At 34.4% G+C, this 16,207-nt stretch carries 17 protein-coding genes; 5 read left to right on the top strand and 12 right to left on the bottom strand.

Going from position 1 to position 16,207, the window contains the following annotated elements; all coding sequences use genetic code 11:
- Positions 1–23: 23 nt before the first annotated feature.
- The 5 genes from CIT01_05920 to CIT01_05900 all read right to left on the bottom strand — a co-directional run bounded on the left by CIT01_05920 (position 24) and on the right by CIT01_05900 (position 3,540).
- Positions 24–698, bottom strand: a complete 675-nt coding sequence (locus tag CIT01_05920) for a lipoprotein-releasing system ATP-binding protein LolD (protein AXV37766.1) — start codon at positions 696–698, stop codon at positions 24–26.
- On the bottom strand, positions 691–1,842 hold the full coding sequence (locus CIT01_05915) for an ABC transporter permease (GenBank protein ID AXV37765.1): 1,152 nt from the start codon (positions 1,840–1,842) through the stop codon (positions 691–693). The genes CIT01_05920 and CIT01_05915 overlap by 8 nt, the downstream gene beginning before the upstream one ends.
- A gap of 101 nt (positions 1,843–1,943) precedes the next feature.
- A complete protein-coding gene (locus CIT01_05910) occupies positions 1,944–2,273 on the bottom strand; it encodes a hypothetical protein (protein ID AXV37764.1) in 330 nt (109 codons plus the stop codon).
- 30 nt (positions 2,274–2,303) lie between these two features.
- Entirely contained in the window at positions 2,304–2,582 is a 279-nt protein-coding gene (locus CIT01_05905; GenBank protein AXV37763.1) for a transcriptional regulator, read from the bottom strand.
- A 97-nt stretch (positions 2,583–2,679) separates the two neighbouring features.
- Positions 2,680–3,540 (bottom strand): ATP phosphoribosyltransferase, encoded by an 861-nt coding sequence (locus CIT01_05900; GenBank protein ID AXV37762.1) that lies wholly within the window; start codon positions 3,538–3,540, stop codon positions 2,680–2,682.
- A gap of 160 nt (positions 3,541–3,700) precedes the next feature.
- Between CIT01_05900 and CIT01_05895 the strand changes: the two genes are divergently transcribed.
- Together CIT01_05895 and CIT01_05890 are read left to right on the top strand one after the other, a co-directional pair.
- Positions 3,701–4,993 (top strand): N-ethylammeline chlorohydrolase, encoded by a 1,293-nt coding sequence (locus tag CIT01_05895; protein ID AXV37761.1) that lies wholly within the window; start codon positions 3,701–3,703, stop codon positions 4,991–4,993.
- An 18-nt stretch (positions 4,994–5,011) separates the two neighbouring features.
- Positions 5,012–5,695: a haloacid dehalogenase gene (locus CIT01_05890; GenBank protein ID AXV37760.1), complete on the top strand. Its 684-nt coding sequence runs from the start codon at positions 5,012–5,014 to the stop codon at positions 5,693–5,695.
- A 22-nt stretch (positions 5,696–5,717) separates the two neighbouring features.
- Here CIT01_05890 and CIT01_05885 read toward each other — a convergent pair whose 3' ends face one another.
- The 6 genes from CIT01_05885 to CIT01_05860 form a co-directional block, all read right to left on the bottom strand.
- Positions 5,718–6,455, bottom strand: a complete 738-nt coding sequence (locus CIT01_05885) for a nitrate ABC transporter ATP-binding protein (GenBank protein AXV37759.1) — start codon at positions 6,453–6,455, stop codon at positions 5,718–5,720.
- Entirely contained in the window at positions 6,452–7,186 is a 735-nt protein-coding gene (locus CIT01_05880; GenBank protein ID AXV37758.1) for an ABC transporter permease, read from the bottom strand. Before CIT01_05880 ends, CIT01_05885 begins: the two co-directional genes overlap by 4 nt.
- Position 7,187: 1 nt before the next feature.
- A complete protein-coding gene (locus CIT01_05875) occupies positions 7,188–8,141 on the bottom strand; it encodes an aliphatic sulfonate ABC transporter substrate-binding protein (GenBank protein ID AXV37757.1) in 954 nt (317 codons plus the stop codon).
- A 263-nt stretch (positions 8,142–8,404) separates the two neighbouring features.
- On the bottom strand, positions 8,405–8,620 hold the full coding sequence (locus tag CIT01_05870) for a hypothetical protein (GenBank protein ID AXV37756.1): 216 nt from the start codon (positions 8,618–8,620) through the stop codon (positions 8,405–8,407).
- Positions 8,611–8,850 carry a hypothetical protein gene (locus CIT01_05865; GenBank protein ID AXV37755.1) on the bottom strand — a complete coding sequence of 80 codons (240 nt, stop codon included), beginning with the start codon at positions 8,848–8,850 and terminating at the stop codon, positions 8,611–8,613. Before CIT01_05865 ends, CIT01_05870 begins: the two co-directional genes overlap by 10 nt.
- Before the next feature lie 532 nt (positions 8,851–9,382).
- Complete coding sequence (locus CIT01_05860) at positions 9,383–11,032, bottom strand: fumarate reductase subunit A (protein ID AXV38741.1); 1,650 nt, start codon at positions 11,030–11,032, stop codon at positions 9,383–9,385.
- Between the two features lie 159 nt (positions 11,033–11,191).
- On the opposite strand from CIT01_05860, the gene sepS reads away from it, so the two are divergent.
- The 3 genes from sepS to ribB all read left to right on the top strand — a co-directional run bounded on the left by sepS (position 11,192) and on the right by ribB (position 14,325).
- Positions 11,192–12,802 (top strand): O-phosphoserine--tRNA ligase, encoded by a 1,611-nt coding sequence (gene sepS / locus CIT01_05855; GenBank protein AXV38740.1) that lies wholly within the window; start codon positions 11,192–11,194, stop codon positions 12,800–12,802.
- A gap of 421 nt (positions 12,803–13,223) precedes the next feature.
- Positions 13,224–13,616, top strand: a complete 393-nt coding sequence (locus tag CIT01_05850; protein ID AXV37754.1) for a hypothetical protein — start codon at positions 13,224–13,226, stop codon at positions 13,614–13,616.
- A gap of 28 nt (positions 13,617–13,644) precedes the next feature.
- Positions 13,645–14,325: a 3,4-dihydroxy-2-butanone-4-phosphate synthase gene (ribB, locus tag CIT01_05845; protein ID AXV37753.1), complete on the top strand. Its 681-nt coding sequence runs from the start codon at positions 13,645–13,647 to the stop codon at positions 14,323–14,325.
- 372 nt (positions 14,326–14,697) lie between these two features.
- Here ribB and CIT01_05840 read toward each other — a convergent pair whose 3' ends face one another.
- Entirely contained in the window at positions 14,698–16,206 is a 1,509-nt protein-coding gene (locus tag CIT01_05840; GenBank protein AXV37752.1) for a cobyrinic acid a,c-diamide synthase, read from the bottom strand.
- Position 16,207: the final 1 nt, after the last annotated feature.

Below are 16,207 nucleotides of genomic sequence, written 5' to 3'. Positions count from 1 at the left end.
TAATCTTGGCATTGTTAATTTTTTTAATTATCTCCTTGAACTTTCCCATCAAGCACAGTTATTGTTCGGTCCGCCATATTTGCCACGTAAGCCTCGTGGGTTACCATAACCAAAGTTACATTCTCTTTCTGGTGAATATCCTTTATTAAATTTAGGATTACATCACCAGTCTTGGAATCCAGGGATCCTGTTGGTTCGTCGGCCAGTATTATGGATGGATGGTTTACTAAGGCTCTGGCTATGGCCACTCTCTGTCTTTCCCCTCCAGAAAGTTTGTTGGGTGTTTGATTCATTCTATCTTCTAGTTCCACTGATTTTAAAAGATTTTTGGCTCTTTTATCCATTTCAGTTGATGATAAGTTTCTTTCAAACATAGGTATTTGCACATTCTCCAGGACAGTTAAATTAGGTATCAAATTGTGCATCTGGAATACAAACCCAATTTCTTTTGATCGAAATTCATTCAAGTTTTTGGTTTTCATAAGATCCTTATCTGCTACTTGTATTGATCCTTCATCCGCCTGGTCTAAGGCCCCTATCATGTTGAGTAAAGTTGATTTTCCAGAACCAGACTGTCCCATTATGGATACAAACTCTCCTTTTTGAACATTTAGGTCTATTCCGTTTAATGCCTTTATTTTCCCATGGTCGTAACTTTTTTTAAGATTTTTAATCTCAATAATATTTTCATTATTCATAACGCAACGCCTCAGTCGGTGGTAACCTTGATGCCCGATATGCTGGGTATATTCCACCTATTATTCCCACAAATAGTGCTACAGCAAAAGCTCTTAAAAATAAGTCCACTGAATATACAGGAGTAATCACTGATCCGACATTTGAAATAAGCATTAACCCGACTGTTACAGCTACTATTCCTAATATTGAACCAACAACAGCTGCTATTAATGTTAAAACTATTGATTCTCCCAGTATCATTCCTAGTATTCTGTGTTCTTTCCAACCCACAGCTTTTAGAACCCCTATCTCTCTAGTTCTCTCGTAAACTGACATTATCATGGTATTTATAACTCCAACTGCACCGATAAAGATTGCTAAAAGAGAAATTGCCCATGTTGCAGTATCTATGGTACTTAATGCTTCATTCATTCTGTTTGCTTGTGCTGCTGCTGAAGAAGCTGAGAGTTCATTAGGATAAGCATTGTCAATTGCTTTACTCACAGTTGTGACGTTGGCATTGTCTGCTATCTTAACATATATAGTACTGACTGTGCCTGTTTTGTTGGTTAAACTCTGTAGTGTATCTAATGACATGAAAATGCCACTATCCGTCATGATATTTCCACTTTCAAATGTTCCCGTAATTTTGAATTCAGTACCAAAAAGGTTGATGGTATCTCCCACTGTTTTATTAAGGTTTTCAGAAGCAGTTTTACCCATTATTATCTCATTTGTGTTTCCGTTAGAGAAAATAGTTCCGTTAACACTCTCAATATTGGCAAGATTTAATTTGTTACTATTGATTCCTGTGATAAATATCTGTCCAGACCTAAAACTGCCGCCGCTTGAATTTGAATCCATATAAGTTGTGGTTAAAACTCCGGCAACATCTTTAACGCCGCTTAATTCTTGAATATCCGCCACCCTACTCTCATCAATAGTACCAGTGCTACCAACAATACCCATTCCACTGTTGGCCTGAACAACTGTAATTTCAGCTGCCCCTGCTTTGAGTTTAGATTCTGTGGAGGCTTTTAGACCACCAGTTAGGAGACCCAACCCTACGATGGTCGCTATTCCAATTGCAATCCCGATAATTGCAAGGGAACTTCTTGTTTTATTTCTGAAGGGATTTTTCAGAATTAGTGATAAATAAGACATGAACCTATCTATACTAAGGGACTAATATAGTCCTATGCCGAATTTAAGCAAGAATAAAACATTAATTATGCACAAATTATGCACAAATCTTATTGGTCAGTTTATTTTCTGGTGATCTTAAAGAGTATAGATAAGGCAACTAACTGGACTAAGTTGATTAAAAATAAAGGTAAATGAGGCCCACGAATCTCTAATACAGATGAAAAAGGAATTAATATTAATTGTAAAGTGATAAAAACAGTGGTTATGATATTCTGAAGAAGTAAAAATGTTGAAAAATATAAAAGTCCTATGGTAAATTCAGATTTCAATTCTTTATATGTTCTCCAATAGGATTTTAATAATAATAACAATAAGCTAACATTAGCTATTCCCACTATGGCGGTTATATAGATTAATAATTTGATTGTTTCAAAATTTCCTATTTGCATCTTCAAACCCCTTTTAATTTAGTGCTCTATTTATTCCAATTCATTCCAGATATCCTTAAAAGTATCATAGTTTTCTTCCATCTTTTCTGAAAGAAAATATATTTCACCATATTTCTTCTTACCTGTAGTGGTGATAACATCGTTTTCTTCTAAAATCTTTAAGTGATGCCTTACGGTTTTATAATTTAATTTTAGATTTTCTGAAAGTTGATTAGCATTTGATGGTCTTTTATGCAGTGTCATTATAATTTTAGCACGGTTAGGCCCTCCGGTTGAGCCTGCAATTAACCACCAAAGTAGTTTTCTCATGCCGATCACGTATAATTTTTAAAAAATCCTAAAAAATGTTTCTATGCAAATTTATTAATATTAACCCAATAAAATGGGATTAATATAAAACAGGAGCTTATATTATTCTTTCAATTGGAACCACCAGGATATCCCTGGCACCTATCATTTTAAGCTTATTTACTAGTTTAAAAACTTTTTTTTCATCCACCACAGCGTGGACTGCCACCACACCATTATTGGATAAAACTTGTGACACAGTTGGGCCGGTGAGTCCGGGCATAGCCTTTTTTATGGCTTTTAGATGTTTTTCATCCACATTCATCATAACCAGTTTTTTACCTTCAGCATCAATAACTCCTTTAATACCAGTCCTTACAGCTTCAATCTTCTCTTCCTTGGCATTATAGCTTTCTTTATTAGCTACAAGTTTTACAGAACTTTCTACAACCGTGTCGATAATTTTCAGATGATTCATCTTGAGTGTGGTTCCTGTACTGGTTAGATCAACGATTATATCTGCCACCCCTATAAAAGGAGCTATTTCTGTTGATCCGCTAAGTTCCACTATTTTAGCATTAATTCCGTTATCTTTTAGATATTTTTCTGTTAAATTGGGAAATTCTGTAGCAACAATTGCATCATCATCTATATCAGATATATTATTGATTTTAGAATCTTCCGGAGCTGCCAGAACGAGTTTAGCTCTTCCAAAGTTTAAATCTTCTAAAATTTCTACATCAACACCTTTTTCTCCTATAAGGTCTAATCCAGTTATTCCTAAATCTGCGGCGCCGTCAGCAACGAATTCGGGTATGTCTGCAGCACGAGTAAACATTACACTTATATCATTATCATGTGTTTCTGAGAACAGTTTTCTATTAGCTGTATCCTTTAAACCAATTCCTGCCTTTCCTAAAAGTTTAACGGCAGGATCACTTATTCTCCCCTTGGATGGTAAGGCAATTCTTAATTTCATTAAAATCCTCCCTATAATAGTAATTTTAAAAGTTTTTTAATCCCGAATCTCAAAATTCGTGAATATTAATATTTATGAAAATTTATAATATTGACAGTTATAATATTAACCTTTAGATATAATAGGTAGTCTAATCCCTCTTAAATAGAATGGTGGTATCATGGAGAATAAAAGTATTTTAATCAAAGACATTGCAATACTGGGTGGAGATCTAAAAAAAGGATCAGTACTGATTGAAAATGACAAAATCACTACAATTAACGATAAATTAAATTCAAAAGATGCTGATGAAGTTATAAACGGCTATAAAAAAGTATTAATGCCAGGCTTTGTTAATACCCATACTCATGTTCCAATGACATTAATGAGAGGTCTTGCTGATGATTTACCATTGGATACTTGGCTAAATGAATATATATGGCCTATGGAGGCTAATTTAAGTGGGGAGTATTGTTATGCTGGTGCCCTGTTGGGTTGTTTAGAAATGATTAAATCAGGTACCACCACCTTTAACGACATGTACTTTTACATGGATGATGTGGCCCGTGCAGTAGAAGAGTCTGGACTGCGCTCAGTACTATCCCATGGTATGATAGATCTTTTTGATGAAGAAAAAAGGAAAAATGAATTTAAAGAAAGTATCAGAATAATTAAAAAATGCCATAACACTGCTGAAGGACGTATACAAGTTGCATTTGGCCCGCACAGCACATATACTTGTTCCCCAGAACTACTTGAAGAGGTTCGAAAAAAAGCAGATAAGTATGGAGTAAATATTCATATACATGTTTGTGAAACCCAAAACGAGGTAGAACAAGTTATAGCGGCCCAGGGAAAGAGACCTTTTGAATACCTGGATGAGTTGGGATTTTTAGGCGAAGATGTAATTGCAGCCCATGCTGTTTGGCTCAGTGAAGAGGAAAAAAATATAATTAAAAACAATAATGTCAAACTATCCCATAATCCTTCAAGTAATATGAAATTAGCTTCTGGAATATCACCAGTAGATGAGTTAATTAAAAGAGGAGTCTGTGTTTCTTTAGGAACTGACGGTGCGGCTTCAAACAATAATTTAGATATGGTAGAGGAGATGAAAATCGCCGCCCTACTGCAAAAAGTACATAATCTTGATTCAATGGCGTTATCCGCAAAAAAAGTATTTGAAATGAGTACAATTAATGGTGCCCGTACTTTGGGACTTGAAAATGAGATAGGAACAATTGAAGTAGGTAAAAAAGCAGATGTAATATTAGCAGATATGAATTCAGCACACTTAACACCATATAGACATCCAATTTCCCATTTAGTATACGCTGCTAATGGTTCCGATATCAATACTGTGATATGTAATGGAGAAATTTTAATGAAAGATAAAGAGGTAGTCACTCTTGAAGAAGCAGTTGTGATAGATATTGCTGAAAATGCAGCAGCAGAACTATTATCTAAATCTTAATCAATGTGGAGATAAATCATGACAAATAGTATTTTAGCTCTTTTTGATATTGATGGAACCTTAGTCAGAGGGGCTCGTTGTCACTACCAAGCATTTGTACACGCCGTCGGTAAGTTCTATGGTATGAAAGAAGACATAAGCGGTATAAACTATGCTGGCAAAACTGACCCTCAAATTCTTAGAGAAGTATTGGAATTGGGAAAATTTAAAGAAGATACTATTAAAAAGAATTTTCAGAATTGTTTGGATTATATGATTCAATATTATCTGGAAAATGTGCACCTGGAAAATGTCAAAGCACTTGATGGTGCTAAAAATCTCTTGAATCTGCTTGAAAAAGAAGAAGTTCTTTTGGGACTTACCACTGGGAATTTAGAGCCTATAGCTTATGCTAAGTTGAATCGTGCAGGTTTAGATGAATATTTTCCTTTTGGTGGTTTTGGTAGTGACTATGCTGAACGCTCCCTGCTTGTTAAAAAAGCAATTAAAGTAGCCAGATATGAGTTTAATTTTAAGGGAGATGAAATTTTTGTAATTGGAGATACTCCCCGAGATGTGGTGGCAGGTAAAAAAGCAGGTGCAAAAACCATTGGTGTTGCCACCGGCCGCTACAGTTCTGAAGAACTAATAAAATCGAAAGTTGATTTTATAATGGATGATTTGACTGATGAAAAGAGTTTCATTGAAAATATAGGATTATAATAAAAATTTAAAAATTCTTAAATTAATCATTCAACAAATTAATTATGTATTTTTTAATGTCTAAAAATTCATATGAAGTCCTATCCCGAATTCTTTTCATTTTAATAGGAATATTTTGGAGTACACATCCCGGACCACTGCTGAGAACAACTATTCGATCTGCAAGGAACACTGCCTCATCAACCGAGTGGGTCACAAACACTACCGTCTTTTTCTCATTTTCCCAAATTTTTACAAGCTCTCCTTGTAATTTCTCTCTGGTTTGAACATCTAATGCAGAAAAAGGCTCATCCATCAATAAGATACGGGTTTTGTTTACCAGACAACGGGCTATGGCAACCCTCTGCTTCATGCCCCCTGAAAGTTCATGGGGATAACTATCCTGAAAGGGAAGAAGTCCCACCATTTTCAAATATTTTCGTGATTGAATATAACGCTCCTTTTTGGCAATACCCCTTAATTCCAGACCAAAACTAACATTATCCAGCACATTCATCCAGGGAAAAAGTGAATATTGTTGGAAAACAAAACCCCGACCTCTGGTGGGAGCACTCACTATTTTATCACCCTCCCTAATTTCGCCGCTCGTAGGGAAATCTAAACCAGCCATCATACGTAGTAAAGTAGTTTTGCCACAACCAGAAGGTCCTAAAACACATAAAAATTCTCCATCAACGACTTTAAGATTGATATCTTTTAAAATTTCCAAGGCTTTTCCATTGTGATTAAAAGTTTTAGAAACATTTTTTAGAGTTATCATCTTAGATCTTTCTCCACTCTGTTAAAAAGGTAATCTAGACCTAGACCAATGATTCCAATGGTCAGCATACCTACAATCGCGGCTCCAGTGTTTAACATGCTTGTTGAAGTCAGTATGATATATCCTAAACCATTATTGGATCCTATCATCTCTGCAGCTACAGTACACATAAGTCCAATACCCACCCCTACCTTGAGTCCGGTTATAATGTTAGGTAACGCTGCAGGTAGTACAACTTTTCTAATGGTTTGGAATTCAGTGGCCCCCAAAGTATAAGCCGCCTCTGGTAACACAGGGTCTATTCTTTTAACCCCGTCAATAGTATTTATTAGTATGGGGAAAACACTTCCTGCGAAAATAATGAAAATTGAAGAAGTCATCCCTATTCCAAACCATAAGATGGCAAAAGGTATCCATGCTATTGGTGGAATTGGCCTTAAGATTCCAACTATTAATCCAAAAAGTCCTTCAACCTTACGTGACCATCCCATTAATATGCCCAGAGGAATGGCAACAGCTGCGGAAACAATTAAACCAAAAAAAACTTGAGTTAATGTATAAATAGTAGCTTCCAGTAAACTACCGTTGTAAATAAGTTCCAAAAAAGACTGGAAGACCTCTGAAGGACTAGGTAAAATATAAGAAGGTATATATCCGGTGAAGGTGGTGAGAATGGCCCAGACCACGATAATTAGAATGGGTAATATTAGGGAGTAAATTATTTTTCTCAAACTAACCACCTAAAAATCGAGTGTCAAATAGTTGTTCTGCAGTTAATGTTTTATTAAGATATCCTAACTTATTTTCCATTATCATGAAATCTATGACGCTTTGTTGGAATTTTTCATCTAATAATGATACATATATAACATTCTTCATAGCCATTTGTTCCACTTTACTGTTTGTGACTATTTCTTGAGATACCATTTCTGCAGAATCTTCTGGATGGGATTTAACATACTCCGTGGTTGTATGATGAATTTTAAGGAATTTTTGTAATTCATCAGGATGTTCCTTAATAAAATCTTCTCGAGCTACAATCACACAGCAAGGATGATTGTTTATTATTTCCCCCGAGTACATCATTACCTGACCCGTATTTCGGTAACGAGCTATGGATACAAATGGTTCGTATGCTATATAAGCATCAATTTTATCTGCAGCTAGAGCCGATGGGATCACGTAAATGTTCATGGATACAATATTAAGATCATCTGATGTCATATTATACTTTTGCAATTCATAAAGTAAGAGAATGTCTTGAATGGAACTTACACCAGGAGTTGCTACAGTTTTACCCTCCAAATCAGGTATTTTTTGAATTTTAGAATTTTTTTGAACTACTATGCCCGTGCCATCTAGGTTAACAGCCCCCACTATTTTAATGGGAACCCCCTGACTGATGGCTTGAAGTGTGGGAGTAATTCCCAAATACCCAACATCCAATTTACCACTGGAAAGAGCACTAATTATGTCAGAACCTGTTGCTAATTGAGTGGATTTAACGTTTAAACCTTCTTTTTCGTAGGTGTTATTCGCTTCAGCTACAAATAAAGCAGCAGAATGATCACAGGGTATATAACCCACAGTTATGATATCCGGGTCGTTGGATATGGAGACTTGCCAGGCCCCCACCAAGACCAGGATAACTATTAAAAACAAAAGAATCAGCTGATAGCGGCCCATAGACTTTCCCCGTTAAATCTTATGATGTTAATTTAAAATATTTAAATGCAGACAAAATATTATGAGAAATTTCTATTTTTAATTTAAGTAATAATAGTTAAATTATTTCTAAGTTATTAAAATAGTTTCTTAAAAATTTAATTTTATTATCCACTCAAAATAAACATTAACTGTTATTTATTCTGTGATTAGTATTTTAACCCAAAAAAAATTAAAATAACTTTTCAAATCTTTACTTGAGTCTTCCAGTTGATTTGGGGAGTTCATGCCCTTACATAGAATCGTACCGGCCATGACATGTATCCTGGCCTGCCAGCAAGGTGTCCTGCGCATTCATAGCTTAAATGTTTAACCTTAAATTTAAAATTATGAGAGTTTAGACGTTCTATAATCATTTCAGACATTTTTTTCAAGGGCCATACCCTGTCATCGCCACTGGAAATCAATAATAACAGCCCATTAATATTTTCTACTTCAATAAATGCCTTCTCAACTGCCCCCTCATTTGGAAACTTGCTTTATAAAGGGGTAAAAATTCCATGCGTTTTGGATATCCTTTTGAAAATTGCTTTAAGAATTCATTGGAATAAATAAATGGTACAAAAGGTACAGGTTCATTTTTATATATCCATGAAGATTTGGGAGATGCATCAGGATTCGGGTTTATAGCCTGAGAAACTGCACCACTAGGAGAGGTAGCAATAACCATTTTTATCTCAGGAAAAATGGAAGCCGATAATAATGTAAGTTCTGCCCCTTTAGACGTTCCATCATAGCCAACTTTTCTTTATCCACATTTTTATGATTTAAAAGCCATTTAATTGCTTTTTGTATGTAATCTAAAGGAATTTCTTCCAGTATTGAGGCAACCCCGGCATTTCAAAGTAAGCCGAAACCATGGCTGCGTAACCTTTAGATGCTAGAATACCTGCCACTACATCTGGGGGGATATACCACCTTCTGAACCGCTGCCAATTATTATAGGAGAAATGTTGGTTTTATTTTCGGAATAATAAAATTTGCCACTAAATCTTCATGACCTACCTTTTCTTTTACTAAGATGAATAGTCACATTTCTATTCAAAGGTAAATCCTGAACATCAAGTAAAACTTCTTCCCCTAAAAGGACTTTAACTTCGGATTTATAATCCTTATCATCCTTGGAAATATTAAAAATCATCTAAACCCCTTGATTTAAATCTTAAAAAAATTTCATTAAATTTTAATAAAATAGAAATAATTTATCTTTTAATAAATCTTACATCCCCATTTTTATTCAGGATTATGCTCTTTTTCCATTTATCACTTGTTTCAGGGCGGTCTTCTCTAAAATGGGAACCGCGACTTTCTTCACGTAGTAAAGCAGATTTAGTGACTAATTCTGCCATATCCAACATATTTTTAACTTCTATAGCGTCTTGAAGGTTTTTGTTAAAACTTGAACCACCTGAAACATGCATATTATTCGATTTTAATTTTAAATTCCTTATTGTGGATAAAGTTGAATTTAATGCTTTTTCATTTCTTATTATCGCTACGTTCTTCCACATAGTATCTTTTAATTCTTTTTTTATTTCATGTGGATAAATATCGCCTTCTTTAAAGAGATTTAAGATTTTTTCTTCTTCCAAGGCAATCTGTTTTCGGTTTAGATCAAATTCAGATTTAAGAGCATTTTTTGAAGCAGCGATACCTGCTCTTCGTCCAAATACCTGTGTATCTGCCAGTGCATTTCCACCAAGCCTGTTTGCCCCATGAACTCCACCAGTAACTTCTCCAGCAGCGTATAAATTTTTTATTGAAGTTTCACCATTTTCATTAATTCTTACTCCCCCCATAAAATGGTGAGCAGTAGGTGCTACTTCCATAGGCTCTTTCCTTATATCTACACCAACATCCTGAAATTGTAAAAACATAGTTTCCAGTTTGTCCTTTATAAGTTCCTCTGGGAGGTGAGTGACATCAAGGTAAACTCCACCATTTTTTGTTCCTCTGCCTTCACGGATTTCGTTATATATGGCCCGAGCCACTACATCTCTTGTGGCCAGTTCTCCTCGAGGGTCATATTTTTTCATGAAACGGGTCCCCTCACTATTGATGAGTTTTCCTCCTTCTCCTCTTACTGCTTCTGTAACTAGAATACCTTTTCGTGATTCAGGATATATCATTCCTGTAGGGTGGAATTGTACCTGTTCCATGTCCATTAAATCTGCTCCGGCATTATAAGCCAGGGCAAAACCATCTCCTCCTTTCTGCATAGTATTGGAAGTTACAGGATATATCTGACCAGACCCCCCAGTGGCAAGTATGACTGACTTAGCCTTAAAGATAATGAATTTAGAATCTTTGAGTGATAATCCAATAGCTCCTAAAACTTTTTTGTGTGGTTCGTCAGTGATCAGTGAAGTTATCATCACTTCATCAATGGTTTTAATATTGCGCCTTATGATCTCTTCTTTGAGAGCAGAAATCATTTCATGGCCAGTTCTATCTCCTTGGAAACATGTTCGTCGATAAGTTTGACCGCCGAAAGGCCTTTGATCTATTTTACCAGATTTTTGTCTATTAAACAGAGCTCCGAATCTTTCCAATTCAATTAAACGATCTGGTGCTTCGTTCACCAGAATCCTGGCCAGTACTGGGTCATTTAAATAAGCTCCTCCTTTTAATGTATCTTCATAATGAATATCTGTGCTATCTTCAGCATCTACAAATGCAAATGCAGCATTGTAACCACCTTCAGCCATCATAGTACATCCTGACTTGAAGGATAATCCTTTTGAAACTATTATGGGTTTTAAATTGTAATTAGAAACTTCTATAGCTGCTCTTGATCCAGCCCCACCAGATCCTATAATTAAAACATCACATTGGTATATCTCGCTTTCCATGATCACACATTGTGTATCATGAATATTTAAATTTATGATTTTTATTTCAAGCAGGATTAATAACCAAACCATTAAAATATAAAAGATTCCAAGTTCATCAATCATTAAAACCCATTAAAATATAAAAGTGATTAGTAAGATAATATGAACCAAGAGAGAATGGGGGCAGTTAAACTGAATAAAAAGCAAATTATAAAACTTGCAAAAAAAGATTTTGAGAAGGCATGGGTTGAAACTTCAAAAACGCTGAAAAAGCCCCATCACGACTATGAATATCCCCGGCTGCGTTTTAAAACCGGTAAAACTCACATGCTTTACGATACTATATCAGAATTAAGACAAGCTTATATTAAGTTGGGATTTGATGAGGTAATTAATCCAGTGTTCATTGATGAAGAACATATTTACAAACAATTTGGACCTGAAGCCCCGGCAGTTTTAGACAGGTGCTTCTATCTGGCAGGGCTTCCACGGCCAGATATTGGTTTAGGAATGGAAAAGATTGAAAAAATTGAGAAACTAGGTATTGAATTAAGTGACGATAAAGTAGATAATCTTAAAAATGTGTTTAGAGGATACAAAAAAGGAGATATCAGCGGTGATGATCTGGTCCAAGATCTCTCCATTGCCCTAAATGTGGAAAATGAAATGGGCCTAAGGGTTCTAGAGCGGGTTTTTCCTGAAATCCATGAACTGAAACCCATTGCCGGCAGGACTACCCTAAGATCTCACATGACCTCTGGATGGTTTATAACACTTAATCATCTTAAAAACAAAAGATCTTTGCCTCTTAAACTTTTTTCAATTGATCGATGTTTTAGAAGAGAACAAAAAGAGGATATGAGTCATCTTATGACCTATCATTCTGCTTCCTGTGTTATTATGGATGATGAAGTATCACTGGATATGGGAATGGCAGTTTCAGAAAGTTTACTGGAACATTTTGGTTTTGAAAAATTCAAATTCCTGCCTGATGAAAAGAAATCCAAGTACTACATACCCGGTACTCAAACTGAAGTCTATGGTTACCACCCCCAATTAAATAATTGGGTGGAAATTGCAACATTTGGAATTTATTCACCTATAGCACTGGCTAAATATGGGATCGAAGTAGAAGTGATGAATCTCGGTGTTGGTGCTGAAAGAATAGCCATGATTTTAAATGAGCAAAAAGATATCAGAGAAATGGTTTATCCCCAAATATATGAAAAATGGGAGGTAACTGATCGTGAACTGGCATCTATGCTTCGAATTAATTATTATCCCGCCACTGCAGAGGGTCGATCATTAATGGAAAAAATATTAAAAACTGGCCAAGAATATGCTGATGAATTATCTCCATGCGAATTTACAGTGTTTGAAGGTGAATTTCTGGGAAAAAATATAAAGGTTGAATTAATAGAACCGGAAGAAGGAACGAAACTATTAGGGCCCGCAGCATGGAATCAGATATATTTATACCAGGGAAATATCGTTGGAACAGCTGTTGAAGGACAAATAACCGATGAAATAGCGTTTAATGCTATTGATAAAGGTATAAATCTAAATATCAGTTATATGGACGGAGTAGCAGCCTATGCAGCATATAAAATTGAGGAAATGGTTGTAAGTGGTGAAGAAGAGGTTAAGATTAGAACAACCATATCACGATCAATTTCAGATATTAATTTAAGACTGGATGAGATGGGCTTAAATTACATAACCAGTTTAAATAAGACTATAGACATTAGAGGACCCATATTCTCTACAATAAAATGTACAATCCAATGAAATAGCTTTTAATAAATTCAACGCTTAAATAATATATTAATCATCTATTTAATTTTTTTAACTAAACAAAAAGATATAGCTTTAAATAGATTAGTTTATTTTTACATCTTAGTAACAATCAGCAGCACATTAAAAATTGCCTAATGATATGATTTAATTAAAATAATTTAACATGAAAAAGATTAAAAAGTGAAAGTTATACATATCATGGTACTTAATTTATAAAAATATGAGAATAATATTAATACTCAATTAAAAAAAATTACATTAAATAGATTGTAGATGTCTTTCTCTGGGAAAATGGGCTTAATAAAATTACCAATATCTTAAAAAAGTTTTTAAAATAATTATTTATGAATTAAATATTAGATACAATATCTAAATCGAAATAATTTAAAATATGTTAAAATTAGGAGTTAAAATGAAAATTAAAGGAATTGTTGTTTCAGGATCCAAGGAAGGTGCCTACTTTATAGGTCAAGATGTGTATCAAAATCAATTTCCGGATAAACTAGGATTTACCCCCTACACCGGTACTTTAAATATTGAAATTATAGAAGAAGAACTTTCAAGGTTAAAAGAAATTCCAAATGAACATTATGGAACTATAAAAGGTTCTGGAAACTTTGGAGATGTTAAATTTATAAAGGCTTATTTAAACCATGAAACTGAGGGCGCAGTTATTTTTCCTGAAAAAACACATCACCCCGAAAATTTACTAGAATTTGTGGCCCCTACTAATTTAAGAAAAAAATTAAATCTTAAAGATGGCGATTCTGTTATTATCACATTTACCTTTAAAACGAGTGAATAATTAAATAAAACTATTAAGTTGTGATTATATGATTCAAAAAGCATTAGAAGCATTAAAAAATGGAGAAATAGTATTAGTATTTGATGCAGACAACCGGGAAAGAGAAACAGATATGATTGTGGCCGCTGAATTTATGACCCCACAACACATGACTGTAATGAGAAATGATGCTGGCGGACTTTTTTGTGTCCCAATATCATCTGAAAATTCCGATAAACTGGGAATACCCTTTATGACTGATATCATGGAAGCAGCCAGTGAAAAATATCCGGTTCTTAAAGAATTATCACCTACAGATATACCTTACGATGAAAAATCTGCTTTTTCTATAACTGTAAATCATAGGAAAACTTTTACAGGAATTACAGATGTTGACCGAGCTCTTACTATTAAAGAACTGGGATTAATCTGTAAAAATGAAAATCAAGAGAATCTTGGTAAATTATTCAGATCACCAGGGCATGTTACACTACTGCGAGCTGCAGAAGGACATGTACTTAAAAGAAAAGGTCATACTGAAATGAGTATCGCACTCATGGAAATGGCCGGCCTTACAGAGGTTGCCGTGTGCTGTGAGATGATGGATGATGTTAGTGGTGGTTCCTTAAGCACCAATGATGCCAAAAAATATGCAGAAGAGCATGATCTGGTATTTTTAAGTGGTGACGATGTTATAAAAGCATATAAAGAATTCAATGCACAAAAATAATGGTTATAGGTAATTTAAAAAATTTACCTTTAAATTTTTTATTTAAGGAAAATGTCTAATTAACTTATTTTAAGAAAATGATATGATATTAGGCGAAAATCATTACCATCCCACCAAAAAGGTTTCAGCAATTAAATCAGATTTAGGTTTTTTAAAATCGATTTTTTTATTTTTAGCGATCGAAAGAGCCTTTTCTCTAGCTTCTACATTATTTTCAGCCTCTAAATCAACTACACCTACTGCCTCGACCTTGTATATGTGGATTCTGTATTTTCGCGTTGAAATACCTCCTGAAAAACTGGTATAAATATGTAATTATCAAGATATAAAATCTTGTACATTACTTTAAATTAGAAAAAAGTTGCAGTATTATTATTTAAAGGTATTTAAAATAGATTTATGTGATAAATAACCTGTGAAACTTGGTTTTTTAGCAATTTTAATTATATCTTCTATATTTAAATATTTTTCAACTGTTTCCATAGAACTCAAACAGAAATCTTCCAATTTTAGTTCCACTTCTGGAATATTACCTCTTTCAGTGATTTTGATTTTAGGAACCTTCCATATATTATCTATTTCCACTTTTTGTTTAAGGTAATAAGAAGCTGATTCAGTTATATTCTCGTCGTAAACTTTATTTAAAATAAGACCACTTACATCTATTCCCATTTTATTCATTATTTCAGCATGAGATGCAAGATCAACTGCAGCCGTCTCTATTCCCCCTTTATTACAGGCCGATACAAGAATTACTGGAATGTTGGCTGCTTTTGCTATTTCAGCAGAGGAATAGGGCGTTTTTTCATTTAATAATCCCGTAAATGCACTCATAACTCCTTCAATCACGATTAAATCATAATTTTTAGTTTTAAATTCATTTAACACACTTTCCAGTTCCATCCATCCTAAATGGCCAATTTTTATTGAGGAGAATGGTTCCATGTTTTCTTTGTTAAGATAAAGGGAAGGAACTATGTCTCTAATATCTGGACCTATCTTTAAAACACCGACTTTGTAACCTTTTTTTCTAAGATTTCCAACAATACCCGTAGTTAAAAAAGTTTTACCAGAATCAGAACCTGTGCTGGATATCATTAAAGTTGGAGGAATGTCTTTCGAATGGGAGTTACTTTGAATTTTATTTAGTGGTTTTGGTGAAAATATGTTGGTATCAATGCCTATTTCACTTTTCATGACTTTAATCAAGTCTTTATTAGCTTCCTGAATTTTTTCAAAATCATCTTTATCTGCACCAAGATAATCTAATGTATTTTGTACCAGAACTGGATTTTCATCCAGACATCCGTGAATCATGGTTCCTACCACATTTCCATCATCATTTCTAACGCCAGATAAAATTTTACTTGGATTCTCCTTATAATCTCTTCTCTTAACTCTTGAAAAGAATAGTGGTGGAGCTTCCCCTTCAATTTTTCCATAAGTATGGCAATGGAATCCAGTTGCTGTACTACCTATCATTCCTTTGGTTAAGAAGGATTGATCTACAATTTCTGCTTCCACCCGATCATTACTAATCATTGGACTAAAAGAAACATTTAAAATACCTAACCCTTCCTTTTCAATGGGACAAGGGGATTTTCTACCGATGTCTGTCTTATTAGCCAGTACTTGAAAACCAGAACACATCCCCACTATGAAAAGCCCTTCTCGATTTATTTTTTTTATTTCTTGGGCCATATCCTTACTAATACTTTGAGATTCAACAATACTGCCCCCAGGGATTATAAGGCCGTCTAGAACTTTGTGGGCTTTTTGGCCATTAACCATTCCATTTTCTTTAACTAGGTGCGTGGGTAAATTGCCGAAATTTTCAAATGCAGGTACTGCTCCTTTAACATATACAATTCCTATCTTCATT

Source organism: Methanobacterium sp. BRmetb2 (assembly GCA_003491285.1).
In the GTDB taxonomy this organism is placed as follows: domain Archaea; phylum Methanobacteriota; class Methanobacteria; order Methanobacteriales; family Methanobacteriaceae; genus UBA117.
Note: the sequence above shows the minus strand (reverse complement) of the source record. Positions and strands in the feature narration are given on the sequence as shown.